Source organism: Anaerobacillus sp. 63XJN7_5_ISO-PGPR-S23-430, assembly GCF_056173695.1.
Genome location: NZ_CM149686.1, coordinates 1,339,587 through 1,366,270, shown reverse-complemented (window position 1 = coordinate 1,366,270; position 26,684 = coordinate 1,339,587). Strand labels below are relative to the sequence as shown.

27 protein-coding genes and 1 riboswitch are annotated in these 26,684 nt (G+C 41.3%); of the genes, 6 read left to right on the top strand and 21 right to left on the bottom strand.

Features of this window, described 5'->3' with window-relative positions; genetic code table 11:
• The first annotated feature begins 31 nt into the window (after positions 1-31).
• Positions 32-1,372, top strand: a complete 1,341-nt coding sequence (locus AC0VYJ_RS07455; RefSeq protein WP_475367040.1) for a sugar porter family MFS transporter — start codon at positions 32-34, stop codon at positions 1,370-1,372.
• Between the two features lie 66 nt (positions 1,373-1,438).
• On the opposite strand, the gene AC0VYJ_RS07450 is transcribed toward AC0VYJ_RS07455, so the two are convergent.
• Positions 1,439-1,636: a helix-turn-helix domain-containing protein gene (locus AC0VYJ_RS07450; protein WP_098442909.1), complete on the bottom strand. Its 198-nt coding sequence runs from the start codon at positions 1,634-1,636 to the stop codon at positions 1,439-1,441.
• A gap of 356 nt (positions 1,637-1,992) precedes the next feature.
• On the opposite strand from AC0VYJ_RS07450, the gene AC0VYJ_RS07445 reads away from it, so the two are divergent.
• Positions 1,993-3,444 (top strand): SulP family inorganic anion transporter, encoded by a 1,452-nt coding sequence (locus tag AC0VYJ_RS07445; RefSeq protein ID WP_475367039.1) that lies wholly within the window; start codon positions 1,993-1,995, stop codon positions 3,442-3,444.
• A 38-nt stretch (positions 3,445-3,482) separates the two neighbouring features.
• Here the strand turns inward: AC0VYJ_RS07445 and AC0VYJ_RS07440 are convergent, their stop codons facing one another.
• A complete protein-coding gene (locus AC0VYJ_RS07440; protein ID WP_475367473.1) occupies positions 3,483-4,010 on the bottom strand; it encodes a helix-turn-helix domain-containing protein in 528 nt (175 codons plus the stop codon).
• A 165-nt stretch (positions 4,011-4,175) separates the two neighbouring features.
• On the opposite strand from AC0VYJ_RS07440, the gene AC0VYJ_RS07435 reads away from it, so the two are divergent.
• Positions 4,176-5,165, top strand: a complete 990-nt coding sequence (locus AC0VYJ_RS07435; protein WP_475367038.1) for a DMT family transporter — start codon at positions 4,176-4,178, stop codon at positions 5,163-5,165.
• A gap of 89 nt (positions 5,166-5,254) precedes the next feature.
• Here AC0VYJ_RS07435 and AC0VYJ_RS07430 read toward each other — a convergent pair whose 3' ends face one another.
• The 4 genes from AC0VYJ_RS07430 to AC0VYJ_RS07415 form a co-directional block, all read right to left on the bottom strand.
• The gene (locus AC0VYJ_RS07430) at positions 5,255-6,001 is read right to left on the bottom strand and encodes an HAAS domain-containing protein (protein WP_475367037.1); all 747 of its coding nucleotides are present in this window, start codon (positions 5,999-6,001) and stop codon (positions 5,255-5,257) included.
• A 4-nt stretch (positions 6,002-6,005) separates the two neighbouring features.
• Positions 6,006-6,332, bottom strand: coding sequence for a PadR family transcriptional regulator (locus tag AC0VYJ_RS07425; RefSeq protein WP_430241381.1), 327 nt, complete (start codon positions 6,330-6,332; stop codon positions 6,006-6,008).
• A 184-nt stretch (positions 6,333-6,516) separates the two neighbouring features.
• Positions 6,517-7,716 carry an alanyl-tRNA editing protein gene (locus AC0VYJ_RS07420; protein ID WP_475367036.1) on the bottom strand — a complete coding sequence of 400 codons (1,200 nt, stop codon included), beginning with the start codon at positions 7,714-7,716 and terminating at the stop codon, positions 6,517-6,519.
• A gap of 162 nt (positions 7,717-7,878) precedes the next feature.
• Complete coding sequence (locus AC0VYJ_RS07415) at positions 7,879-8,106, bottom strand: hypothetical protein (protein ID WP_430241361.1); 228 nt, start codon at positions 8,104-8,106, stop codon at positions 7,879-7,881.
• 816 nt (positions 8,107-8,922) lie between these two features.
• Between AC0VYJ_RS07415 and AC0VYJ_RS07410 the strand changes: the two genes are divergently transcribed.
• Positions 8,923-10,179: a hypothetical protein gene (locus AC0VYJ_RS07410; RefSeq protein WP_430241347.1), complete on the top strand. Its 1,257-nt coding sequence runs from the start codon at positions 8,923-8,925 to the stop codon at positions 10,177-10,179.
• Between the two features lie 141 nt (positions 10,180-10,320).
• Here AC0VYJ_RS07410 and AC0VYJ_RS07405 read toward each other — a convergent pair whose 3' ends face one another.
• A complete protein-coding gene (locus AC0VYJ_RS07405) occupies positions 10,321-10,743 on the bottom strand; it encodes a DUF1801 domain-containing protein (protein ID WP_475367035.1) in 423 nt (140 codons plus the stop codon).
• Positions 10,744-11,012: 269 nt separating this feature from the next.
• Here AC0VYJ_RS07405 and AC0VYJ_RS07400 point away from each other — a divergent pair, with 269 nt between their 5' ends.
• Both AC0VYJ_RS07400 and AC0VYJ_RS07395 read left to right on the top strand, forming a co-directional pair.
• The gene (locus AC0VYJ_RS07400; RefSeq protein WP_283152497.1) at positions 11,013-11,492 is read left to right on the top strand and encodes a site-2 protease family protein; all 480 of its coding nucleotides are present in this window, start codon (positions 11,013-11,015) and stop codon (positions 11,490-11,492) included.
• A 173-nt stretch (positions 11,493-11,665) separates the two neighbouring features.
• Positions 11,666-12,223: an MEDS domain-containing protein gene (locus AC0VYJ_RS07395; RefSeq protein ID WP_404682635.1), complete on the top strand. Its 558-nt coding sequence runs from the start codon at positions 11,666-11,668 to the stop codon at positions 12,221-12,223.
• Positions 12,224-12,286: 63 nt separating this feature from the next.
• Here AC0VYJ_RS07395 and AC0VYJ_RS07390 read toward each other — a convergent pair whose 3' ends face one another.
• The 14 genes from AC0VYJ_RS07390 to AC0VYJ_RS07325 form a co-directional block, all read right to left on the bottom strand.
• The gene (locus AC0VYJ_RS07390) at positions 12,287-13,501 is read right to left on the bottom strand and encodes a threonine synthase (protein WP_475367034.1); all 1,215 of its coding nucleotides are present in this window, start codon (positions 13,499-13,501) and stop codon (positions 12,287-12,289) included.
• Between the two features lie 85 nt (positions 13,502-13,586).
• On the bottom strand, positions 13,587-15,296 hold the full coding sequence (gene cysI, locus AC0VYJ_RS07385; protein ID WP_475367033.1) for an assimilatory sulfite reductase (NADPH) hemoprotein subunit: 1,710 nt from the start codon (positions 15,294-15,296) through the stop codon (positions 13,587-13,589).
• A gap of 24 nt (positions 15,297-15,320) precedes the next feature.
• Positions 15,321-17,144, bottom strand: coding sequence for an assimilatory sulfite reductase (NADPH) flavoprotein subunit (locus tag AC0VYJ_RS07380; RefSeq protein ID WP_475367032.1), 1,824 nt, complete (start codon positions 17,142-17,144; stop codon positions 15,321-15,323).
• Positions 17,145-17,307: 163 nt separating this feature from the next.
• Positions 17,308-17,419: riboswitch (SAM riboswitch) on the bottom strand.
• A gap of 159 nt (positions 17,420-17,578) precedes the next feature.
• Positions 17,579-17,956: a hypothetical protein gene (locus AC0VYJ_RS07375; RefSeq protein ID WP_475367031.1), complete on the bottom strand. Its 378-nt coding sequence runs from the start codon at positions 17,954-17,956 to the stop codon at positions 17,579-17,581.
• A 55-nt stretch (positions 17,957-18,011) separates the two neighbouring features.
• The gene (locus AC0VYJ_RS07370; protein WP_475367030.1) at positions 18,012-18,830 is read right to left on the bottom strand and encodes an ABC transporter ATP-binding protein; all 819 of its coding nucleotides are present in this window, start codon (positions 18,828-18,830) and stop codon (positions 18,012-18,014) included.
• Positions 18,831-18,876: 46 nt separating this feature from the next.
• On the bottom strand, positions 18,877-19,731 hold the full coding sequence (locus tag AC0VYJ_RS07365) for an MBL fold metallo-hydrolase (RefSeq protein WP_475367029.1): 855 nt from the start codon (positions 19,729-19,731) through the stop codon (positions 18,877-18,879).
• Between the two features lie 180 nt (positions 19,732-19,911).
• Positions 19,912-20,838 carry a type II secretion system F family protein gene (locus AC0VYJ_RS07360; RefSeq protein ID WP_430241332.1) on the bottom strand — a complete coding sequence of 309 codons (927 nt, stop codon included), beginning with the start codon at positions 20,836-20,838 and terminating at the stop codon, positions 19,912-19,914.
• Positions 20,839-20,841: 3 nt separating this feature from the next.
• Positions 20,842-21,801: a type II secretion system F family protein gene (locus tag AC0VYJ_RS07355; protein ID WP_475367028.1), complete on the bottom strand. Its 960-nt coding sequence runs from the start codon at positions 21,799-21,801 to the stop codon at positions 20,842-20,844.
• 1 nt (position 21,802) lies between these two features.
• Positions 21,803-23,134 (bottom strand): TadA family conjugal transfer-associated ATPase, encoded by a 1,332-nt coding sequence (locus AC0VYJ_RS07350; RefSeq protein ID WP_430241329.1) that lies wholly within the window; start codon positions 23,132-23,134, stop codon positions 21,803-21,805.
• 13 nt (positions 23,135-23,147) lie between these two features.
• Complete coding sequence (locus AC0VYJ_RS07345) at positions 23,148-24,329, bottom strand: CpaE/TadZ family protein (protein ID WP_475367027.1); 1,182 nt, start codon at positions 24,327-24,329, stop codon at positions 23,148-23,150.
• On the bottom strand, positions 24,326-24,889 hold the full coding sequence (gene cpaB, locus AC0VYJ_RS07340) for a Flp pilus assembly protein CpaB (RefSeq protein ID WP_475367026.1): 564 nt from the start codon (positions 24,887-24,889) through the stop codon (positions 24,326-24,328). Before cpaB ends, AC0VYJ_RS07345 begins: the two co-directional genes overlap by 4 nt.
• A 26-nt stretch (positions 24,890-24,915) precedes the next feature.
• Positions 24,916-25,812 carry a pilus assembly protein TadG-related protein gene (locus AC0VYJ_RS07335; RefSeq protein WP_475367025.1) on the bottom strand — a complete coding sequence of 299 codons (897 nt, stop codon included), beginning with the start codon at positions 25,810-25,812 and terminating at the stop codon, positions 24,916-24,918.
• Entirely contained in the window at positions 25,812-26,186 is a 375-nt protein-coding gene (locus AC0VYJ_RS07330) for a TadE/TadG family type IV pilus assembly protein (RefSeq protein ID WP_194220946.1), read from the bottom strand. The genes AC0VYJ_RS07335 and AC0VYJ_RS07330 overlap by 1 nt, the downstream gene beginning before the upstream one ends.
• Positions 26,183-26,683 carry an A24 family peptidase gene (locus AC0VYJ_RS07325; RefSeq protein WP_475367024.1) on the bottom strand — a complete coding sequence of 167 codons (501 nt, stop codon included), beginning with the start codon at positions 26,681-26,683 and terminating at the stop codon, positions 26,183-26,185. Before AC0VYJ_RS07325 ends, AC0VYJ_RS07330 begins: the two co-directional genes overlap by 4 nt.
• Between the last annotated feature and the right edge of the window lies 1 nt (position 26,684).

Genomic DNA, 26,684 nt, shown 5'->3' with positions numbered 1-26,684 from the left:
GGAATAATGTTATGCAAAGGTGGTTACTGTGATGAACAGAAACATTAGCAAGGGATGGATTTTCTTCTTCGGGGCTCTCGGAGGCTTACTGTACGGATATGACACAGGAGTTATTTCCGGTGCCTTATTATTTATTGAACAAGATATTCCCCTATCCGATTTTCTACAAGGGGTTGTCGTTAGTTCATTATTAGGCGGGGCTATTGTAGGTGCCGGAATGAGTGGGTATGTATCTGATAGATTTGGACGAAGGCGCGTCGTTTTTGCAATCGCACTCATTTACCTGATTGGTTCACTCGTCTTAGCTCTTTCTCCTAACGCAGCCGTTCTCATTATAGGCCGCATCATACTTGGACTTGCTGTTGGTGGTTCGACAGCGATTGTACCAGTCTACTTATCAGAAATGGCTCCAACAAGGTCAAGGGGCGCACTAGCATCGCTTAATCAGTTAATGATCACGATTGGAATTGTGCTCGCTTACCTCATTAACTATGCATTTGCACCAATTGAGGGATGGCGTTGGATGCTTGGTCTTGCTTCCGTTCCAGCGCTCGTATTAATGATCGGTGTTCTCTTTATGCCCGAAAGTCCGCGCTGGCTCATTAAGCGCAACCGTGAAGAAGAGGCCAGAAAAGTGATGGCATTAACGCGAGAACAAAGTGAAATAGATGAAGAAATGAAGCAAATGAAAAAAATTGAGGAAACTGAGGAAAGCACGTGGGAAGTACTTAAATCCAAATGGATACGTCCAATGCTTCTTGTCGGAAGCGGTATCGCCATCTTCCAGCAGCTTATTGGTATTAATGCGGTGATCTACTACGCACCAACCATTTTCACAAAAGCAGGTCTTGGAGATTCAGCTTCTATTCTCGGAACGCTTGGAATAGGAATCATGAATGTGTTGATGACGCTTGTAGCGATCGCTACGATTGATAAGCTAGGTCGAAAAAAACTGTTGCTACTAGGAAATATCGGGATGTCGTTAAGCTTAATTATTCTTGCAACGATTCTCTTTACAGCAGAACTTACAACGACAATTGCCTGGCTAACCGTCGTCTTTCTTGGGCTCTTTATCATCTTTTTCTCCGCCACTTGGGGCCCAGTTGTTTGGGTTATGCTACCGGAACTTTTCCCAAATAAAGCCCGTGGTGCAGCGACTGGATTTACAACACTTCTTCTATCAGCATCGAATTTAGTTGTTTCCTTATTCTTTCCTGTTCTACTCTCAGCGCTCGGAACAGCATGGGTATTCGTAATCTTTGCCATTATCGGTGTCTTTGCCTTCTTCTTTGTCATGAAATATGTACCAGAAACAAAAGGAAGAAGCCTTGAAGATATTGAAAATGACCTCCGAGGAAAAGCTTCAACGTAATACAAGCATACAGAACCCGCTCATCCACATTGGATCAGCGGGTCTTCTTTTTGAGCAACGTCTCCGTTATATCCGCTCACCATTCTTAAGCTTTTTAATTAATTCGGTAAGATCAGATTTTTGAATACGCCAGTGACTGCCAATCTTAAACGCCGGGATTTTGCCATCCTGAACTAATTTATATGTGGTCATCTCACTAATTTGAAAATATTTCGCCACTTGAGAGATCGTCATAATATCATGATGCTCATTATCCTGACTCATGTTATCGCTCCTTATCAATCTATCACCCTATTCTAACAAAGTTCTTCCACTTATGGACCCAAACTCTATTAATACGATAACTCATTATAACAGGTTATATCAAATTAGGTTAAATTAGATTAAAAGATGAATGAATCATCTGTTTTTAGTGTGCTACTATTAAATTATCAAAATTAAACGAATGCGTATTCGAGAGTAAATAAGAGTAAATTAAAGTTTTTACCGTATGATTTTCGCTTACATCCTTATTTCCATTTTCATAGATTCTGTGCTAAACTTCATCTTGTTGTAAACGGACCCGACTTCTATGAGAGTTAGGAGTCATCACAATACTAGATTTAGAAAGAGGTGCAACATTGAACTTATCTTCTATTAAACAAGAATGGTTTGGTAATGTGAAAAACGATACCCTCGCCGGAATCGTTGTCGCACTTGCCTTAATACCGGAAGCGATTGCCTTTTCCATTATCGCAGGCGTAGATCCGATGGTTGGACTGTACGCGAGCTTTTGTATCGCAGTAGTGATTTCTTTCGTTGGCGGTAGACCAGGAATGATTTCTGCAGCAACAGGAGCGATGGCACTACTCATGGTGACGCTAGTCGCCGATCACGGACTACAATATTTACTTGCAGCAACAATTTTAACAGGCGTGATCCAATTCTTCCTTGGCGTGTTTAAGCTTGCTCGCTTTATGAAGTTTGTGCCACGCTCCGTTATGATTGGGTTTGTGAACTCACTTGCGATTCTTATTTTCACGTCTCAACTGCCGCATTTCGTTGGTGAATCATGGCCAATGTACTTGATGGTAGCAGGTGCTCTCGCAATTATTTATATCGTCCCACGTTTCACGAAAGCTGTTCCATCACCACTAATTGCGATCGTTGTGATTACAATTGTTGCGATTACAACTAGTAGTGGCGTTCGAACGGTTGGGGATATGGGTGAATTAACGCAAGCATTACCATTATTTCTAATTCCAAGTATTCCATTGAACTTTGAAACATTAGCGATTATTTTCCCATATTCAATGGCTCTAGCTGTTGTTGGTTTACTTGAGACATTCTTAACAGCACAAATCGTTGATGATTTAACAGATACAGATAGCAATAAGAATAAAGAAGCAAAAGGTCAGGGGATGGCAAACGTTGTAGCCGGATTTTTCGGAGGAATGGCTGGTTGTGCGATGATTGGTCAATCGGTTATTAACGTGAAATCAGGTGGACGTGGACGCTTATCCACTTTCGTTGCCGGTGTTTTCTTAATGATTCTGATCTTAGTATTAAACGATTTACTCGTTAAAATACCTATGGCAGCTCTAGTTGGCGTTATGATTATGGTATCAATTGGAACATTCGATTGGTCATCCATCAAAAACCTTCATAAAATGCCGCGATCTGACGCCGCCGTGATGGTCGTTACCGTCATTACTGTTGTTACAACGCATGATTTATCAAAAGGTGTTCTTGCCGGTGTTATTCTAAGTGCTTTATTCTTCGCTTCTAAGATTTCAAAGGTACGCGTTGAAGAAAAGATCGACGAATACGCGGAGAAAAAGATTTACCACATTCATGGTCAGCTGTTCTTTGCTTCTGTTACTGACTTTGTGAATAGCTTTAATTATAAAGAAGAAGGTATTAAAACGGTCGAGATTGATTTATCAGATGCTCACGTTTGGGATGACTCAGGTGTTGGCGCCGTTGATAAAGCCATCATGAAATTTAGACAAAACGAGATCGATGTGAAAGTGACTGGTGTTAACCAGGAAAGTTCACAGCTTATCGACCGATTAGCTGTTTATAATAAATAAGCGCAAGAAAAAAGCCACTGCTGTGGCTTTTTTCTATGTTATGCGTTTGTATAGATCATAACGAAATGCAAGACAGCACCTTCGCTGTGAAGATTTAAGTAACCATGCTTCTGATCCGCTCTAAACTTAATCGAATCATACGTATTTAATTCATACATTTGTTCCTGAACTTGTACAGTTGCCTTTCCTTCCATCACTGTTACATACTCAATGACCCCCTCTTGATGAGCATCTGCGTAATACTCTCCCATAGGTTCTAAAAAGGCACGGTGCGTTTCTAGAGAGCCGTAGCCACTATCTGTAAACATGGGTTCTAACGTTAAAGCTTCATTTGAACTCAATACTTTATTGCCCTCATTTTTCCTTGAAATGACGACTTCTTCCTTTTCTGCTAGTAGACTTGAGATCGGGATGGAAAGACCATTCGCTATTTTCCATATCACCGTTAAAGAAGGATTCGCCTCTCCTCTCTCAATTTTACCTAACGTAAGCTTACTCACATCTGTTAATGTTGCTAATTCCTGCAAGCTTATCTCACGTTTTTTCCGAATGCCTCTTAACGTCATACCAACCTGCTGAGCAAGCTTTTCTGCAGCTGTTATCTTTTTTTCATCCACTAATAAATCCTCTCCATTATCTTTCTCTTGTATATTTCCACCACACCCTATAGTATATTATAATACACACATAACATAATATACTATACTTAACAAAGGGCGTGTTTAAGTAATATGAGGGAAATTGCGATCGGTATTCTCGCCTCAATGTTTTTTGCAGTTACATTTATTTTGAATCGTTCAATGGAGTTAGCCGGAGGAAGCTGGATGTGGAGCTCCTCCCTCCGCTTCCTTTTCATGATTCCTTTTCTTCTATTAATTGTACTCGTTAGGCGGAATATGAAACAAGTTTTTATTGAAATGCGAAGGAACCCTTTTCAGTGGTTACTCTGGAGTTTTGTTGGATTCGTTTTATTTTATGCCCCTTTAACCTATGCTGCCGCTTATGGCGCAGGGTGGCTAGTGGCAGGTACATGGCAAATGACGATCGTAGGGGGAATTCTCGTAGCTCCTCTTTTTTACTCAACCGTTCAAACGTCTAATGGACCGATAAAAAAACGGGACCGCATTCAAACAAAAGCCCTCCTTATTTCCATCGTGATTCTTGCTGGTGTCATGTTAATTCAGTGGCAAAAAGCAAATGAAATGACTGTAAACGAAGTGATGGTTGGCGTTCTTCCTGTCCTTTTTGCGGCAATTGCTTATCCACTCGGAAACCGAAAGATGATGGAGCTTTGTGATGGACGACTCGATACCTTTCAACGAGTGTTAGGCATGACGCTTGGGAGCACTCCGTTCTGGATTATCTTAAGTTTTATTGCCTGGAATAAGGTTGGCCTTCCTTCAGGAGAACAGCTCACTCAATCGCTGATCGTTGCCATCTGTTCAGGCGTTATTGCCACAACACTATTTTTTATCGCAACAGACCGCGTGAGACTTCACCAGGGAAAGCTTGCCTCTGTTGAAGCGACTCAGTCAACTCAGGTATTGTTTGTGATTGCAGGAGAGGGACTGCTTCTATCGAGCCCACTTCCTACCTACATCGCATGGGTTGGCATTGCCCTCATTATTGTCGGCATCGTTCTTCATAGCTTTAATGTTAAAAAGCTGAACGTATCCAGCACTCCCGATCATCGACAAGTAGATCAACCGAAAACAGTATAGAAAAGCTTCCTACTAAAATAAAATGACCAGTCATTTCCTAATGATAGGTCATTTTATGAAGCGTCATGTATCTTTTCTTTTTAAACTCTCTATCCCTTTATGATCGTCTTAGGCAATTGCTTCCGAAAACTCATCATCACGATAAGCCCAACCACGCTAATTACATAAGCCCCCATCTCCCATGCAAAACCTTCCAAATGAAGCACACTAAACAACAGTTGAGCTCCAAAAAGAATCAGCATTAATACGAGACTCGATAACAAACCAATAAGAGAATTAAAATTTGCAATTAGACCAATTATAATGATACCGCCTACAGTTAAAGCAACTGGTTGACTGAGAAACAATACGTCTCTCCCAAATTCTACGTGAAGAACCGTAACCCCTACGGTGAAAATCATCGGGACCATAACGATGCCATAAACAATCAGAAAGCTCTTTACACCTGTATGGAAAGAACTCATCCGAAGGGCCCCTATAAGAGCAACCAACCATACAATCGTTGAAATAGGATAACCGATGATTTCAATTAGTGAAAATGATGTATTCCCATCTATAAACTGTGATACTAAAAAGATACCAAAAACCCCTGCAATCAAACGCGCAATTAATTTCCGATTATCCTGTGGCGACTGATCCATCGAATCAATCAGTTCTTTTGCGTAAGCTTTTGGATCCTTTCCAAAGATATCTTTCGCTGTCTTTCCGTCGCGTTCCCCCTCCATCAAGTGATCTTCTGCTTCCATTAAGAAGCGATCGGTTTCCCCTTCATCTACTCCTTTCGTAATCAGATAAACACGCATATCTTGAATAAATTTCTCGCTTTCTTTCGTCATCTCCTCATTCACTCTCCTTGTTTAAAATCTGATTGACCGTTGTACTTAAATGAATCCACCGTTTCTGAAAACTTTTCAATTCTTCTTCTCCCTTTTTCGTTAACGCGTAGTACTTTCGTTTCGGTCCTGCTGTTGATTTCTTTAACGTTGACTGTATGAGCTGATCTTTCTGTAAACGGATAAGGATAGGGTAGATCGTCCCTTCACTAAATGCTTCAAAGCCATAATGATCAAGCTTTGAGGCAAGCTCATATCCGTATACTTCACCTTCACTAATAATGGATAAAATACAGCCATCAATGATTCCTTTTAACATTTGAGTTGTTTGCATGTGCTTCACCAATCTTTCCAATCTATAACCCTTGTTATACAAGAGTTATAGAAATCATCCAGCTATCTTGTAAAGCAAGGTATATATGTAGTATATGTTAAGCTATCTTGTATGACAAGAGTTATATTCATATTTTTACCAAAATAGAAAAAACGCCCCAGTAATGCTTAGGGGCGCTCGTTTTTTAATGTAGCGTTACTTTCACAAGTTCAATCAAAACCTCTTCTGCAGAACGAACCGGTTCTCCCCCGCCTTGCGCAAAGTCTTTCTTTCCTCCACCTTTTCCATTAATGAATGGAAGAACTTCTTTTAAAGATAGGTTCATATCATAAGATAAAGCTTCTCCTCTTCCACAAACAATTTGCAGCTTATCTTCTGCCTCACTTATGAAAAAGACGATCACATGTGGATCTTCTTTCAGCACCATCTTCGCTAGCTTTTGCAGTTCTTTCATTCCATGCTGTTTGGAAATCATCTGCACGACTTTTTGGTCATGAATGGTATCAGCACCATGAAGTAATTCCTTTGCTTCATAAGAAAGTAGTTTTTCATTTAGCTCTTCAATCGTTTTTTCATATTCTTTCGACTGAAGGAGTACTCGTTCAGCCGCTTCTACTAAATCTGATTGAGGAACGCTAAGAGCGTTCGTGAGTCCAAGCATAATACCCTGTTTCTCACGAAGTTCATCAGTTACTCGCTCGCCACAAACAAAATGGACACGCGTTTGTTTTTTTTGCTTTTCTATTTTCAAAATAGATATCGCCTGTACCTGGCCTGTGGACGAAGGATGTGTCCCTCCGCATCCGCTATAGTCAACGTCTGGAATCATCACAAGACGGATGTCCTCCGAGACGGCTAGCTGCTTACGAAGGGTATAATTCGACAGCTCTTCTTCGCTTACCCACTTCGTTTCAATCGGCAAGTTCTGCTGAACAACGTTATTCGCAAATTTTTCAGCTGTTCTAACTTCATCATCATCAAGAGTGGCAACGTTAAGGTCGATCGTACAAACTTCCTGACCTAGATGAAAGCTTACCGTACTATATCCAAGTTGATCTTCGAAAGCTGCCGAAAGGATGTGCTGTCCTGCATGCTGCTGCATGTGATCAAACCTGCGAGGCCAGTTAATATCTCCGTGAACATGTTCTGCCTCAGGAAGCTTGCCATCAACATAGTGACGAACTTCTCCTTCTACTTCTTCTACATCAAGAACCTGTACACCATTAAGCGTTCCACTATCATACGGCTGTCCCCCACCAGTTGGATAAAAAGCCGTTTGATCTAGAACAACGTAAGAGCGATTCGCATCATCTGTGAACTGTTCCCACTTTTCAGCGGTAAAGGTTGTTATGTATGGGTCTTGATAGAATAATTTAGTCGTCATTGCATTTCACTTCTTTCTGTACTAGTAAATAAGTTACTATTGATTAGCTTATCATTTATCAAATTCGAGAGCCGCTGTATCAACTTCGTTAAAAAAAGTTATTTGAAATAGCGCGGAATGAATGAAGTTCTTGTAGAAAAATCGAATATAAGTTTGAACTGTTTACCTCATCAGTTTTTGAAGCCCGGCATTCCGTTCTTGGCGCACTTCCTCCGAAGCGAGATCATATTTCTTCAACAGGTGAAACAGTTCGTTCAATGTTTCTTGTGTAATTGTTTGTTGTAAGAAGCGATATGTATCCTGCACAAGTTCATCTGGCATATAAGGTGACTGGGTCTCAAGCTTTGTCATAACGTCTCCGTACGAGTGATCGATTGTACATTTCCCCACTTGCCTTCACTCCTCTCTTCATATTCTACTAGTTTAGCACGATTCATTCACGCGGTAGTCCATTCAAGTAAAAAAGAACAGACGATTTGTCTGTTCTTTACTTTTATACAGCTTTATCTTTTGGCTTTTGTTCTTCTACCCCTCCAACTTCTTCTGAATCATCAAACTTCTCGAATTTCTTAGGATTACGAATGATTTTCATAAGAGAACCGTGAACGAATAGGGATATAGAGGCGGGACCTCATTTCTTCTTTGTAAATTTTGCTAGCAACAGAGCAATGATAAGACATGCTACACCAAGTAACACGACGTTGTTTGAGATAAAATCCAGAATCACTCAACTACCTTTCACTCATAATCAAAATCTATCAACAGCTTACCATAATTTTTGCGTTTTCTTCAGTATTTCAAAACGATCATTCCTAAACAACGTCTATGCAGTCTTCATGAGCTTTTCCCGCTAAATATTTGTCTAGTCTATCAAATAGACCATCACTTCAACAATTTTTGAGTACATAAGCTTTGCAGTCATTTTCAATATATATGATATTTTTCATACATTTCTAACTAAATAAAAGATATTTGTCGAGAACCCCTGATCTCAATCGTTCCAACACTTTTTCTTGTAGTATAAAAGAAACCATTCTTTCATTCGACTTCTTCCATTCATTTCCCCGGAAATGGTCAACTAAATTACAAAAGAATTCGCTTAAACTAGACAAGGAATTTTTTCCCGGCTCGACACCATTATCCCATTCTTTTACGGAACGTTATGTATAATGATGGCATCAACTTACTTCAGTAGGGAGGAATCTTATGAAAACGCTTCGTCACGTATTGGTGTTTATCTTATTACTCATCGTCACGTCATGTAACTTCTTAACTACTTCTGACTCATCGGAAAAGGTAGAAGCGGAGAAAGAAACGGTGGACAAGTCTGCAGAGGAAACCGTACAAAAAGACATTCTTTTTCAAGATGGCACGTACAAGTGGGAGAAAGATGGAGAAATCCATGGGGGTCTCGATATAACAGATTCAGCTTCTACTTCATTTACGTTTATGCTTCAATCCTATGATGGTCAAAATGTTGGAGAGCTTTCAGGAACTGCTGAAGTCGACGGAGAAATGGCTCATTTCACACACCCTGATAACGATGCTTGCAAAGCCTCGTTTGGTTGGAAGGAGGACCGATTAGCCATCGATACGAGTGAAGCGTGTGAATCAATGAATGAGAATAGCGCTTCTTTTACAGGCGTATACACTCGAATTGAACTGGAATCCAATCCGAAAGATGAAGCAGCGAACGAAGAAAGTTCTTCTGAATGGAAAGAAGCACTTTATATTGATCCTGCGTTCGATCAGGGGAATTTAAGCATATCAAACGTGACGAAGGAATCCTTTCAGTTTACGATCGACGTAAGTAGTGGATCGGATGTTGGGAAATTGAATGGTACAGCTACAATAAACGGTGATGAAGCAACGTTTGAGGATACGGAAGATCCGTCTTGTTCCGGTACGTTTATTCGAACGAATGACGTCATTACATTTATTGAAGAAGCCTGTCTTAGTTATCATGACGCAGCTGTTGGGTTTAATGGTGATTATACGATGACAGATGAAAAACCATTAACATCAGCCGAGAATACCCCTACTTCCTGTGAAAAAGCTCCGTTCCATTCAGAATTACTGAATTTTGCAGAGCAAGGTCACCTGAAGGATGCCTCCATTTTTATTGGAATGTCTGAAGAAGCCTTAAAGAAAATAAAGCCAGAGATGACTTATGATGAAACGTTCTATGAAGGAACACCTGGATTCTATGATGAAAAGTACGCTTACTTAACTGCAAACGAAACGGTAAGTCATTTACGTTATAACGCGTTATCAGAAGGACCCGCTATCCCTTACACAGATGTCGTTTGTCAATTTGGAGAACCTGATGAGGTCGTCTTTAATGAACTGGATAACGAATATTTGCACGTGTATCATACTGGTGAAAACAGACTTTCTTTCGTCTCAGAATCAAAAGAAGGTGACATTAAAGCAGTAGCGCTTGAAACCGTGCAAGCACAATAATCTAAAGGTTTTGAAACCAACATAAGGGTCAGGCACATCTGCGCCTGACCCTTATGTTGATATTTCACCAATTGGCTCATCGTACCATTCTCTCTAGCAATATAAATTATTATGTTTCCGCCTTACTATGCAATATCTACCTTATTTTTCTGGGTACAGCTTTTTCAAATATTCGACTGATTGACATATTAGCTCTTTAAGTACTTCAAGATCAATGTCCGCAAGCTTATTTACATAAACACAGGCCTTCCCTGTTGTATGTTTTCCTAATCGAGCTAAAGCATCCTCGCGCTCTGGTTCTCCTTGAGCGAGATACAAACTAATCTTAGCCTTCCTAGGAGAAAATCCAACGAGCGGTGCATCCCCCTCATGTCCCGTAGCGTATTTATAATGATAACTTCCGAACCCAATAATACTTGGTCCCCACATTTTCGCTTCATACCCTGTCGTTTCAGTAAAAAGATCTAACAAACGATAGCCATCCTCCCGCTTCTTTGGATGATCAACGCTTTCGATGAATTCAATCACACTGTTATCCGTTTCTTTCGTTTTCAGTTCATACATCAAAATACCCCCTTTATTTCTTCACCTTTCACTTACTATTTACTCCGCCCTTTCGTTAATTCCTTTTTATTTTCCTTAGTTCAACAATCGCAAATTTCGAAAGCTTATTACTGCTATGCCCTTACAAGTAAAGATGTATCAAAAGCATTTCTTTTATTACCGTTTCATGTTTCTTATCGAAAATCAGTTAGGAAACGAGTAAATCGGGAACGTTCCTTTTTATAGTCATACCAAACTTTAGTTGATACTTACATCTCGGAGGTATAACCATGTTTACTTTAAATGATATTCCCATGTTCTTTGTGAATTTCTTCATTATTCTACCAATTGTCACTCTTGTCCATGAAGCGGGTCACGTGCTCATAGCGCGGCTATTTGGAGGCAAAGTGAAATTTTGCATCGGTACAGGACGCACGCTCTTTCATATAGGACCGCTGGAAATTAGAAGAAAGTATTTCATGGAAGGCTGGTGCCAATACGAAGAATTAACCTACAACAAAACGTGGGCACACGTTGCGATCTATTTAGGTGGCAGTCTATTTAATCTCATTGTGATTTTAATCATTAACTACTTGATTACCTCAAACACAATACCTGTAACGCTGTTTTTCTATCAGTTCACATATTTCTCTATCTACTTTATTTTCTTCTCACTTATGCCCTTCCGTAATGACAATGGCAGACCTAGTGATGGGATGGCCGTATTCGATGTTCTTCGATACGGAAAATCCGTCGATCCAATTGATTAAACGTAAAGGATAAAAGCCAAATTCTGTTCTCACACAGAATCTGGCTTTTTTTCATATCGCACCATCTTTCTCACCTTTACCGAAATAAAAACCTCATGCCTACTCATACCGCCATGTATCTCTTCGAAGAATTGTAGTAAAATAAAGGTAGAAGAAAACGAAGGGGTGATCACTTGACTAGCAAGATGAATCAGCTGTTCGAGGAGCAAAAAAGTGTTCATGTGCTTTATGCCTACCATGGGATGAAGAATTACCTCGAACAAGTCGTTAGTTATACTGAAAAAGGAGTCGCGAACGGAGATTACGTCATCTTAATCGAAAATGATCGCCTGTATCCGATGATTGAGAAAGAATTAACCTCAAGGTTAACGGCTAACGAAATGAAGTTTGTCCACAGAGTGAACAGCTTCGACTTTTACTTTTCTAGCGGCAGTTATCATCCTCCTGCTATTCATGAATATTTCAAAAAGACCGTTCAACCTTATGTGGAATCTAATCTCTCCTTCCGCTCATGGGCACATGTGGAATGGGCCTCGATGGAAGACCCTCTTCACCTTATAGAAGACTTCGAAAAAATTGTAGACGAAGCAGTTAACGATCTTTCCTTCCCTCTTATTTGTGCATACGATGGAGAAAGAATGCCTGATTACCTCATTAACATTTTGATGGAAACTCACCCTTACGTGTTAATGGAAGAAGAATTTTTCACTTCAAAACAATATTTAGCTTAAATAGAAATGCACCCCTCTAAGAAAATCTCAGAGTGGTGCATTACCTTTGGTATGGCTAAGATATTAGACGTTGATTCTTTCATTCGTCTCCATTGTTTTCACATTTACTTCAAAAGCATCTGGATATTTAATACCAAGGCCCGTATTTAAACAAATAACCTGTTCATCTTCTTTGATCCAATTTCGTTCCCTTAATCTTTCCGCAGCAGCGAATGTACTCGCTCCTTCGGGACAAATAAATTGCCCTTCTAACGCAGCAACTTCTCGCTGGGAGATTCGAATATCTTCTTCAGAAACAGCAACGGCACACCCGTCTGTTTGATAGATCGCATCCAATACAAGAAAGTCTCCGATCGCTTTAGGTACATTGATACCAAACGCATGCGTCGTTGAATTTTCCCAGAACTCAGACTCAGTTTTTCCTTCTTCGAATGCCTTCACAATAGGGGCACACCCCTCCGATTGCACAGCAACTAATCTTGGAAGCTTTTGATCCTTAATCCAACCAAGCTTCTGAAGCTCAAGAAACGCTTTATAGATCCCAATAAGACCAACGCCACCGCCTGTTGGATAAAGAATTACATCAGGAAGCTCCCAATTCAGCTGTTCCGCTATTTCATACCCCATCGTTTTTTTACCTTCAATGCGATAGGGCTCTTTTAGGGTAGATGCATCATAAAATCCTTGCTCTTTCACGAGATCACCAACTATTTTACCAGCGTCACTTATTAACCCGTTGACTAGATAAAGATGAGCACCAGAAATACTCACTTCTTTTCTCGTAATCTCAGGTGCGTCAACAGGCATAACGATATGAGCGTCCAACCCAGCCTTTGCTGCATAAAGTGACCAGGCAGCTCCAGCATTTCCATTTGTCGGCATCGCAAGGTTCTGAACGCCAAGCTCCTTTGCCTTCGAAATGCCGACTGCCGCTCCCCGAGCTTTAAATGAACCCGTCGGCACCATTCCCTCGTCTTTTATGTATAAGTTTGAGAGATTCATTTTCTGACCAAGGGATGGTAGTGGCAGGAAAGGGGTCATCCCTTCTTCAAAACTAACTTTATTCTTTTCTTCTTTAACCGGAAGTAATTCATGATAGCGCCAGAGCGACTGTTCTCGTCCGGCAATCATTTCCTTTGTAAGACGCTTTTTCACCTCATCAAGATCATATTCGACAAGAAGTGGTGAACCACAAACACAAAGCTGTTGAATCGTATCTGAATCATATGTCTCGTTGCACTTTGGACATGATAAATGACAAACCATACTATATGGCATTGAAGCACCTCCGACAATTTAGTAAAAGACGTGTTGAAACCCAAAGTTCACACGCTGATGAACTTCGGGCTTCATTTCGATATAACTAGCTATGAAAATCAAGTCCTGATCGCACTTCTTCAACATATCCTGCTCGAATCACATAATCACCGAAATGCTCATCTACCTCTTTTTCTTTCGCATAGTTAAATAGAATCGGTTTTAATGACGCAAGGATTTCTTCTTCGCCAATGTTTTCTTTATAAAGCTTGCTGAGACGATCCCCAACGAACCCTGCTCCCATGTACATATTGTACTTACCAGGTGCTTTCCCAATAAAGGCAATCTCCCCAAGCGTCGGACGTGAGCAGCTATTTGGACAACCTGACATGCGGATCACGATTTCTTCTTCTCTCAGTCCCGCTTCATCCACGATCTCTTCAATCTTATCAATGAGAGAAGGTAAATATCGCTCTGCTTCTGCCATCGCTAGACCGCATGTTGGGAACGCCACGCAAGCCATCGAATTACGGCGCAGTGCTGAATTTTGTTTCCCATCTGTAAGACCGTATGTTGCCACAAGCTCATCAATCTCTGCTTTCTTTTCTTCTGATACATTCGCTATAATGAGATTCTGGTTCGGCGTTAGTCTGAAATCTCCTTCGTGAACCTTTGCAATTTCACGAAGCCCTGTCATAATCTGATAATCTTCTAAATCCACAATACGACCATTTTGGATAAAGAGCGTTAAATGCCATTTGCCGTCACCCTTCACCCATCCATAGCGATCACCATTATGATCGAAGTGATAAGAACGAGCTTCTTCTAGTTCATAGCCCAGTCTATTATTCAATTCGTTCCGAACCCAGTCGAGTCCTCTTCGATCGATCGTATATTTGAAACGAGCGTTCTTCCGCTCTGACCGATTGCCATAATCCCGCTGAATTGTAATGATTTTCTCAGCAACATCAACAATCTTTTCGGGTGTACAAAATCCAATCATTCGGGATAGCTGAGGATACGTACTTGTGTCTCCATGCGTCATACCCATGCCGCCGCCTACCGCGACATTAAATCCTTGTAGCTTGCCATCTTCAAGAATCGCAATAAAGCCAAGATCTTGTGAGAAAATATCCACATCGTTTGATGGAGGGACAGCGACCCCAATCTTAAACTTTCTTGGCAAGTAATGTGGGCCATACATCGGCTCAATTTCCTCTTCTTTTCGATCAAGCACTTTTTCTTCATCTAACCAGATTTCATGGTACGCTCTCGTTCTCGGTAAGAGATCATCGCTTAACTTCCGTGCCCATCCATGCACCTCGGCATGAATATCCGATTGATAGGGATTGGCATTACACATCACATTCCGATTCACGTCACCGCATGCCGCAAGAGAATCCATCAGAACCTGGTCCATTGCCTGAATGCTTTTTTTCATATTCCACTTTAAGATCCCATGCATCTGGAACGTTTGGCGCGTCGTTAGCTTTAACGTCCCATTTCCGTATTGATTCGCAAGATCATCCATTACTAGCCATTGCTCTGGGTTAGCTACTCCACCAGGTAGTCGCACTCGAACCATAAACTGATAAGCTGGTTCAAGCTTCTGCTGTTTTCGCTCCTGACGAATATCGCGATCATCTTGCATATAGCTCCCATGAAATTTTAATAGTTTTGTATCTGCGTCTGGGATGGAAGCGGTGATGGGATCCGCAAAGCTTTTCACAAGCGATCCGCGTAAGTAATCACTTTCGTCTTTGATTTTCTCCATTTCACTCGGTTTGCCGTCTTCTGTTACCGTCTTTTTCGACATGATCAATCTCCTTCCCTGATGCGCTTAGTACACATCGCGCTGGTAGCGTTTCGCGTTACGTAGATCTGCAAGATAAGCTTCTGCTTCTGACTCACTGAAATTCCCCTGTTGTTCTAAGATGTTAACGAGTGCCACGTGAACGTCTTTTGCCATATACTTTTCATCTCCACATACGTAGACGTGCGCACCCTCTTGCAGCCACTCGTATAGTTCTTTACTTCGCTCGAGCATGCGGTGCTGAACATACACTTTCTCTTCTGAATCACGAGAAAACGCCACGTCCATACGAGAAAGCACCCCATCTTTCAACCACTTCTGCCATTCGACTTGATAAAGAAAGTCTGTGACAAAATGCTGTTCACCAAAGAATAGCCACGTTTCTCCACTTGCGCCACTTTCTTCTCGCTCTTGTAAGAATGCCCGGTACGGCGCTACGCCAGTACCTGCGCCTATCATAATGATAGGGGTGTCAGGATGATCCGGAAGTCTAAAGTTTTGATTTCGCTGCACAAATACTGGGAGTGTATCCCCCTCTTGTGAGCGCTCTGCGCATTGGCCAGAGCATACGCCCGTACGAGCTCGACCATGTGCATCATACCTTAGTGCCCCAATTGTGAGATGAACTTCATCTGGATTTGCCTTTGAACTGCTTGCGATCGAATAAAGACGAACCGGAATTTTGCGCAGAACGTTTACAAACTCCTGTGCCGAGACGGTCCACGGTCCGTAGTCCTTCACCAAATCAATTAAATCTCTACCGTAAAGGTATGTTCTTAGTTCTTCGCCTTCCGCTTCAACCATGCGCTTAAGCTCAAAACTTGATGTCAGCTCTGCAATCTTCTTGAGCAATGGCTTTGTGAGACTCGTAATCTCATATGTTTTCGTTAAAGCTTCTTCAAGTGGCTGAACGTCACCCTTTTTGTTCACCATAACCTGTTCTTCTCGCTTCCAGTTCAGTTCATCGATTAGCTGACGGACAAGAGCAGTATCATTCTCCGGGTAAATACCAAGGCTATCACCCGGCTCATAATCAAGGTTCGATCCTTCAAGATCAAGCTCAATGTGCCGTGTTTCTTTATTCGATCCACGTCCATTCAAATTAACATTCTCAAGAATTTCGGCTTTGAATGGATTCGTTCTGGAATACGTCTGATTCGACTCATCAGGTTTTGTTTCAGAAGTCGATTCTCTCGTAGACTGATCTTCTTTCAATACTCCCGTCACGCCTTCGAACCACTCTTCTGCCGGCTCTTCGAAATCAAGATCACAATCTACACGAGGATAGAGCCTTGTTGCACCTAATTCTTCAAAGCGCTTGTCAAAATCTTTCCCGGTTTGGCAGAAAAATTCATAGGAGCTATCACCAAGTGATAAGACTGAGAATCTGAGACCATTTAATTCAGGGGCTCTCTTACTTTGAACAAAGTCATGGAAGCTTAACGCATTATCAGGAGGATCGCCATCTCCGTGGGTGCTTGTAATCAATAATAAATCTTCTACTTTTTTAAGCGACTTTGGCTTAAAATCATCAAGCGATGAAAGGGTAACGTTGTATTTCTCGTTTTCCAATCGCTCAAAGAAAGATTCCGCTAGTGACTGACAATTGCCAGTATGTGAGCCATAGAGAATCGTAAGCTCACGTGTTTTTGCTTCTTGTTTAGAGAATGCTTCTGAAGCAGAAACACCTTGAGCAACCGTCTCAGTAGCTGCCGCAGCTTCAGAGCTACCTGGTACGGAAAGGTATCCGCTCAGCCATATTTTCTGCGTCTCATTTAATGTTGGTAAGAGACGATTTAAAAGCTCCGTTTGTTCTTTGTCAAAAGGGCTATTCACAACCTGTAACTGCAATACAATCCACCTCACAATACTCAAATTTAATTCAATGTAATGAAAGTAGTTTACTCGGAATTAATAGCAAATAAATTCGTCTGCATTCCCCCTAACCCATTCAACACAAAAAACCTCTCTTCTCAAAACATAAGAAGAAAGGTTTGTAAGTACGAAGCCAGTCTTCTTATCTTTCAGGATAAACCTGCTGGATTTGGCACAGTATGAGATGAAGGATCATCTCATCGGTTGCCGAAGCTTCATAGGGCCAGTCCCTCCACCTCTCTTGATAAGAAATGTTGCTATCAAATTGTATATGACAATGATTGGTTCAAATGTTATCTCGAGATCGAATAAAAGTCAATATATTATTAGAAAATTATCATCATTCAATTAACTAAATGCTGCTAACACCAGCAATCTTCATGAAAAATAATCCAAATGATTCAGGTCTTTTATCCCTGCCGTTGTCCCTCTTGTATCCTATTCCGAATGCGCATGAAATCAATCGTATTCGCCATGACAAGAGATAGAATCATAAGAATCATCAACCAACTGGAGTAGTCAAAAGGCAGCACCAACAAGAGAAAAGCTATGAAAGAAAAAACGCAGGAGCGAATGACATGATCTTTAAATGTGACGTTAACTTTTTTCCCACGTTTCCATTTCAACAAGTTCACCGCAATACCAAATATCGATAGAAGCATGCATATGACATACGCCCAGAGTGGAAGGTCGTAATCCACTATAAAAATGGTAGACGATAGAAACAGCGTCAATACCGTATATCGAATCGCAATTTCTTTATGGGTTAGCGAAGCAAAATCCTTCAATACATACCTCCTTTTGACGATGAACGAATTTGGCCATTTTTGAGATACACGGTCCTTATGCAGATGGATAAGCTGGCTTCATCTCATTTGAAATCACCTGAACCCAAGGTCGCTCTCTGTTCCACGTCACTTCTAAAGGGACGCCCATACTTTTACTAAGATGTTCAGCTGTTAACACATCTTTCTTCTTGCCATTCACTGCAATTCGACCATTTTCCATAATCATAGCGTGAGTGAATACGGGACAAATCTCCTCAATATGATGAGTGATATACAATATGGTTGGACCCTCTTCCTCTTTTCCAAGGCGTTCAACCTGAGCTAATAACTGTTCGCGTGAATACAGATCAAGTCCGTTGCACGGTTCATCTAGAATAAGAAGCTTTGGCGAAGACATCAAAGCTCTCGCTATCAGGACTTTCTGCTTCTCACCTTGAGAGCAAATTCGAAAAGGTTTACCGCGTAAATGAGCAATCCCCCATTCCTGCATCATCTTCATCGCTTGCGATTCTTCCTGTTCCGTCACCTGCTCATAAAGTCCAGCTGAGGCAAACTTCCCGCTAATCACAACATCTGTCACTTCCTGCATCGGAGAGATACGCTCAGTGAAAGCGTTGCTCACCCAGCCAATAGATTTTCTAAGTTCACTCAAATCAGTTTTTCCAAGACGATACCCCAATACTTCAACGACGGGATCATAGCGAAGCAGTGGCCAGATAGAGCCGTGAATTAACTGAAGTAGTGTCGTTTTACCTGATCCATTTAATCCGATAATGGCCTGATGCTGGCCTTTCTCTACGGAAAAAGAAATATCGGATAAAATCATCTGTTTCTCACGTGTGTAATAAGCATTTTCCACATGAATGATTGCCATACACCCCACTCCGTTCTTTGAAGAAAGTCATTCCAACTAGCGCTTTTTACATCGTATACCCGTTAGCAAATTCTTGAATCACTTCAAGCTCCTCTTCGCGTGAGTCTCTGCCAACGTTATGCTCATACAACTTTTGCATACGTGTAACATCACCATTGCACTCCTCAGTAATAGAAGCAACAGCACGTAAAAGGTTCACTTCGTTCTTAAAATCCTCCTTAGAGATTGCCTCCCCGTGTGATAAGATGAACCATTCTGCCTCAAAGCTTTCTAACTGATCAAGCAGTCGATTTGTTATGTTAACAGTGTAGTTGACTTTTTCTGAAAAAATATCAGGATAAAAGCAGTCTCCAAGAAAAAGGATTTTCTCTTCCTTCATATAAATCACAACCGAATCAGCCGCGTGATCGCCCCCAACAGGCTGAAGAATACACGTGACACCACCAAGATCAATCTCCATTTTCTCACCAAACGTTACATCTGGTAGCGTAATCGTAATGTCTCGAGAATCCACAAATTCCTTCTTGATCGCATTTGCACAAAATTCAATTTCAGTGCCTTCTTTCACCCGCTCATCCAACTCATCATCAGACCATCCTAATGGAATAAGCTTACTAATTTCCTCTTTCGTCTGATGCGAGGATAAGGAGACAGCATCTCTAAGCGCCGATAGTCCAAAGATATGATCCCAATGCCAATGAGTGAGCGCGACCATGTCCGGTTCCTTGAATCCTTTTTCCGATAGTTCTTTTAGAAAATAACGAGCATGGTCCTCTGAATTCCCAGCATCGATCATCAGAGACTTTCTATCTCCAATCACCATTCCTAGAATCGGTCGGTCCGTTTCGGAAACTGGTGTTTGATAGTAAAAGCGATTGCCAATTTGTTTAATCTGTTGCATTTATTGTCCTCCTTAAAATACAAACCTCGATGAAATTTCTTATTTCCATTTTATCATTTTGAAGTTTTGTATTCGTATTTTTTCTACTACATACAAAAAATAGACACCTCCAAATGGAAGCGTCGTTTAGGAAAGGTGATTTTTTTGCATTGCAGTAGAAATGGAGGTGTTCGTCTTCTCTTAACCAAAGCCATCCACGACGATCTTCACTACCATCGGTCCAAGGATAATGATAAAGAGAGGTGGAAAAATAAAGAGAACCATAGGTATGAGCATTTTCACTGGAGCTTTCATCGCTTGCTCGCGTGCTCGTTCACGTCTCTGTTCACGAATGCGTGCCGTAATATTTTTAATAACTTTTGACATTCCGATTCCAAGATGATCGGCTTGAATAATCGACATCATCACACTTTGAAAATAATCTGAAGGAACACGTTTTTTCAGATTATAAAATGCTTCTCGTCGCGATTTCCCTCGCTTCATCTCATCTAATGCCTGACTAAACTCATCCGCAAGTGGGCCAGACTTTCTTGCACATACATTTTTGATCGCCCCTTCAAGTCCTACGCCTGCTTCAAGAAGTAGACTTACCATATCAAAGAAATCGGACATTTCCATATCGATTATTTTAACGCGCTGCGTTTTTTTCTTCGCTAGGTAAAACAAAGGATATCGATAAAATAAGAAAACAACCCCAAGTGCTAATACAAGTGTCATAGAAGCATTTCCATCCGTCACAGGCACCATAAGCAAGTAAGTTAAGAACCCTCCACCGATGCTGAGAAGAAGTTGAATAAGTCGGAATTCAACTGCCGAACGGTTTCCATATCCAGCCTCATGGAGGAGCATATCTAACTTCTTTCGATCCTTTCTTGCAAATGTTTTACTCACCTGTTCAATACCCATTCCCCAATATTTACGAAGTAGTGGATGGTAAGATCCACTTTCTCTTTTTTCGGTTTTACGTTGAATTTTTTCTTCCTTGCCAAAATAGTGCTCAACGCGAGATTCAAGAGCAAGTTCTTTTCGATAAACGGTTTTAAGAAGGGCAGCAATAAACAATACGAAACAAACCATCGTACAAAGCATAAACAGAATAGCAATCATTGGTTACACCTCAATCCGAACAATCTTTTGAATTAAAAACCATCCGATGAATAGTGAAATCGCCCCTGTTACTAGAAGAAACCAGCCCAATGGATAGGTAAGCATTGGTTCAAGGTATTCAGGACTTACAAAATAGAGGTAGATTCCCATCACAAGAGGGAGAGCAGTAATGATCCAGGATGATAACTTTCCTTGTGCCGTCAGCGTCTTTAGTTCTTCGAGAATCCGGATCCTCCCTCGAATAGTATCTTCCATCGTATCCATAAGCTGCGCCAGGTTCCCACCACTTTTACGTTGTGCGAGAATAGCTTGTATAACAACTTCAAGCTCTTTATTTGGTAAACGTTCTAACAGGCTTTGAAACACGGTTTCCATAGGTATACCCATTCCAATTTCACGAACAGTACGATCAAATTCTGGACCAATCGGATCTGGCATTTCCTTCCCAATGAGTTGCATCGTCTGCACGAAACTAAACCCTGCCCTCATCGAGTTGGACATCGTACCAAGCGCCTCAACAAGCTGATAGGATAGTAGCTTGATTCTCTTCTTTGCTTTAATCGTGATATAGATACCAGGAATAATAAAACCGATCAAAAGCGATAGAATGCTAACAAACCATGGTACACCAAGGACATAGAGCAATCCAGCCACTGCCATCGCACTTAAAATGCGAATAACAAAGAACTCTTCTGCTTTTAATGAACTTCCCGATTGTTCAAGAGATTTCTTTGTTTTTTGGCTAAACTGTATGCCAGAAAATGCTTTTGCAAATGAACCAATCCATTTTCTAAATGTTTCATTCTTTTGCTTTTCCTTAACCTCAGTGACAGCGACGGCCTGTGGGATAAACCTCTTAATACGCTCATTGGTTTTTTTCTTTCTCATAACCCCTTTGGAAATCAAATAAAAGAGTAAGGTCACTGAAACAAAAATCACTACAAGGAGAACCCAATCATTCATTTCACCACACCTCTTTAAACCAAGATGATGAAATCTTGTAGCCATTTTGTTCAAGAAGTTCTGATACATTCGGTCTTACCCCGGTTGTTTCAAAATGCCCTTCTACGCTACCATCGCTGTTTCGTCCCGTTTCCTTATAAACAAACAAATCTTGAAGAACAATGATGTTTTCTTCCATACCAATCACCTCGGTAATACGGGTGATCTTCCTCGATCCATCCTTCATTCTAGCCTGTTGAACAATAAGATCCAGTGCATTAGCAATTTGCTCTCGAATGGCTCGTAAAGGTAAATCAAACCCAGCCATCAGCACCATTGTTTCAAGTCGTGACAACATATCTCTTGGTGAATTGGCATGTCCTGTACTAAGACTGCCGTCATGCCCTGTATTCATCGCCTGAAGCATATCAAGCGCCTCCGCCCCACGGACCTCACCAACAACAATTCGATCAGGTCGCATTCTCAGCGCATTCCGGACAAGCTCTCGAATCGAAATCTCCCCCTTGCCTTCAATATTAGGAGGCCGCGATTCTAATGAAACAATGTGCTCCTGAGATAAGTTCAACTCCGCTGCATCTTCAATCGTTACAATTCGCTCATCATTCGGGATAAAGGAAGAAAGCACATTAAGTGTTGATGTCTTTCCCGAGCCGGTTCCCCCGCTAATAAAAACATTTAATCTCGATTGAACACAAATTTCTAGAAACTCCGCCATGTCTTCACTTAGAGTCTGATAATTTATGAGATCGTGCATTTGAAGAGGCGTAGCAGAGAATTTTCTTATCGTAAGGGACGGCCCTGTCAAGGAAAGGGGTGGAATAACGGCATTTACACGTGATCCATCAGGAAGTCGCGCATCTACCATCGGAGAGCTTTCATCGATTCTTCTTCCGAGAGGAGAAACAATTCGTTCGATCACACGACTTAAATGATCATCATCGCGAAAAGTTAGAAAGCTTTTCTTCAATTTTCCATACTGTTCATAATAAATGGCCTCCGCCCCGTTCACCATCACTTCTGAAACAGTGTCATCTTCCAATAAAGGCGTAATCGGCCCATACCCGAGCAATTCGTGCTCTACTGATTCAAGTATTCGTTTCTTTTCTTCAAAGGTAAGCCTTTCAGCTTCGTTATCTAAAAAGAGCTTCCCCCACTCTCGAATTTTCTTCGATTCTTCTTCAGCTTGAAACTGGTGCTTTTTTAGTTCATCTAGCAAAAAAGCTTGCAATTTCGTTTCTACTTGCTTGTATTCAACCGTATTCACGATCGGCACTTCTTTTCGTTCTTCAACTATTGATGACTCTTCTTCAGCATATCGTTTGAAAAGTGACAACGAAATTCCCCCTTCATCGACTCAGAGCGAATCGTTTTGGCTTTTTCTCTACTTCACTACTAACAGGTATTAATTGATGCGCAAGGATGAACATACCTTTAGAAAAAGCATTCCGCCCATTTTTCATCACTAGTGGAAGACCTTCATTAATCGTTGTAGCTATGTGTACTCCTTGGTCTGGCAACGAAACATAGACTGGCTCTTGAAGAATGCTTTCCATTCGCTTCGCTTCTATGACGCGGTGCTTGGAGTCTCTATTTAAAATAATCTTAACCTTCTCATTTAGTTGTAGGGATTCCAGCATATCCAAGTAAAGTTTCGTATTTCTTAGTACTGGTAAATCGCCCGTCGTGACTAAGAGGATCTCATCACAGAGCATAAGACTTTTGAGATGAATCTCGGAAATGTACGTCGGGGTATCAATCAGAATAACATCATAGCTTTTACGTAGTTCACTAACGGCAAGCTCCAGGTGCTCCTCTGTTATGATTTCAAAAAATTCCGGTCTAGGAGGTGTAGAGAGAATGGCAACACCACTTGAGTGGTGCGTTAAATAATTTTCAATTCCGTAGCGTTCTCGCTCAACCCCTTCCTTTACCCATTCATAAACCGACCTTTTCGGCTTCAAATCCACATACATCGAAACATCTCCAAACTGAAAATTCGCATCTAAAATCACTACGCTCTTTCCGTCTTTCACAAAAGCATTTGCTAGATTGACAGATATTGTGGTTTTACCAACCCCACCCTTAGAACTACATACTGACATCACTCGGCTATTTTTCTTTTGGAGATGAGGATGAGCGCTTCCCTTCTGGTCAGCACGTTGTTTCACAAATGTTTGAGCTTGAATGATCACTTCATTGACCTCTTCTGAATCAGAAGAATACGTTAGCATATTTGAAGCTCCAACTCGCATCGCTTTTTTAGTATTTTCCATATTTTCAGGTACGATAATAATCAAATAGGTGGAAGGGAATTTAACTGAAATTTCCTGACAAAGATCATATACGTTGTAAGTCGTATTAGCTTTAAGAAAAAGAATAGAATGAGGCATTCGCTCAAGCTGATGAAAAAGATCCTCTAACAGTTGAAAGCTTTTTAAAGTATGACTCTTCTTCATAAGTAGCGCTTCTAATTCATCTGCACGCGCATTTGTGTCAGAGTAAAAATACCAGTTTAGGTCCATTGTCATTCATTCTCCTTATAAACCTGTCTTGTTTCTTTTAGTCCTTCTTTCACTGTTCCATCATCTTCACCATTCCGTAACATGAGGTAAAATCCGTCCTTATCCTTAGCGGCTAGACTTAAGCTCACTCCTTGCTCAGGTGTGACTTCAAGAGTGACTGTTTCATAATGGAGAGCTTCTTCCATGGTGTCAGGCGCCTTACCTGACGTTAGTACTTTTACACTTTGCAGTATAAGGACCGCAGATTTAAATTCCTTCTTTTCTTCATCAATCTTTGTTTCATAAGCAATGACATCAACGAAGTCATCCGGCTGTACATAACCTGAAACTCCGCTCGCTAATTCAACATTTAGCGAGATCGCGCGATGTCCCTCGCTCACTTCAACCATTGAATTCGGTATTTCTCGCTTCGAAATCGTCGTCTCTGCCGCAACCTCAGGTTCCTCTACTTTCTTAACCTCAGTTTCTGCGTCTGTAGTTAGATTCGTGAATAGGGCAACATACACAATGATTGTTGCGAATGCTCCAAATACGATGGACCACATCCAAATTCTTTTTGTTTTCATACCCTTCTCCCTCACTTCTCTTCAACCTATTCAACCAGCTTCACGCCATATAAATTACCCGGCCCAGAGCCGCCTATTTCTCCAGTAGTAACAACCTTTTTAAATTTGCCAACAATTCGCTTCGGTTCATTTAATCGGTCAATCCAGTAAGCTGCTAATCCGACAACCTTAACCGTCGACTTTCCATTCACGCCATCCCATGAATCAATAAGCGGAATGATAACGATACGCGCACAGGAATAATCTGCTGTGGCCGCTGCCTGACATTTTGTTTTTCCAGCATCCTTACTAATGAGTGTTTCAATCGCGTTCTTGACTGGCCCCCATTTTTGCCCGGGTTCTGTTTGGACATTCGTCCCAACTTCAAGCTCTACACCGTTGATGATATTCTCAGCTAAACCGCTTGCCCCATTACTGTTGATATCAAGGTACCCACAGTTCCCGTGATGCTTTCCAGTATTTTCGCATTTTAACTCTGTCTCATTCGGAATAGCGGTATGTTCGATCGCAATAGGTGTAACGCGCTTAGCAGACTTCAACAAACCGACCTCAGCTTTGGCTGAAGCTTTGACTGAAGCTTCTTGGATCCCAAATACACGTGCAAACGTCATCGGAACAATCGACTGTTTTGATACTTTGATCGACTGACTTGTAATCGTTAGATCACCATCGTCGACTGGAAATGTATTTTTACTAGCAAGTTCCTTTGCAATAGAAGCAGCACTTACCTCACTCGTTAACAATCCTTGAGCCCCGGAAAGTGCCGCTGCATCCATCGCGTTTTGAAGAATTCTTTTCTCGTGATATAGTCGCCCAACATCGATGACCATAGCGGTTACGCCAAGTAAAACGGTTAAACTCAGCGCTAGCATAACGGCCACATTCCCTCTTTCATTCGTGAAAAAGAAGCGAGTCTTTTTCATCACTCAACCCTCATAACAGTTGAACTGGATAAGGTAATCGGTCCGGTTACGCTTGAAACAACTGGTGTAAGAAAACGAACAGGATAAGTGATCGTAACAGTCACATCACTTCCTGAAGATTTCGCACCACCTGGTGAAACCGCTACCTGGCCAGAAGTGAGGTGTATACTGGAGGCGCTCGAAACTGCCGTAGAGACGATCGTCGCATCGTTCTCTCCGATGCTTGCCGTCCTTGCCGCTTCTCTACTTGCATGGTCAATCGCAAGATACGTATGAAAAATACGACCAAAATCGATAATGCCAAACAAAAGCATTACAAGAACTGGAAGGACAAGCGCAAACTCTACCATTGATTGACCTTTTTCAGACCTCATGTCATCCCTCCTAAAAAAGCAGCACACAAGGTTCCGAACGTAATGGCTACGCCGTAAGGATAGGTTAGATTGCTTTCTTTATTAAATTTATAACCTTTCAGATTCATCAAAGAATATAGCGTATAGGTTGGAGATTTGATGAACTTCCAAAACTCCATTCTTTTCATAATTAAAATAAGACCAATTACTCCACCAATTAATGCTGTATAAAAAAAAGAGTGAAGAACAAACGAAGTGCCCGTTAAGGCGCCAATCGCCGCAAGCAACTTCACATCTCCCGCCCCCATTCCCCCTAACAAATATGGAATCAGAAGAAGTGCGAATCCGACAAGAAGTCCAGCACCACTAAATAGAAAACCTTTCCAACCAAGAGTTAACGTGTAGTAAAATAAACCAATTCCCATTGCAGGGAATGTAACGATATTTAAAATGCGTCGTTTGCGCACATCCGTTATAAATGAAATGAGTAAAACAATGCCCAGGATACTGTATAGCATC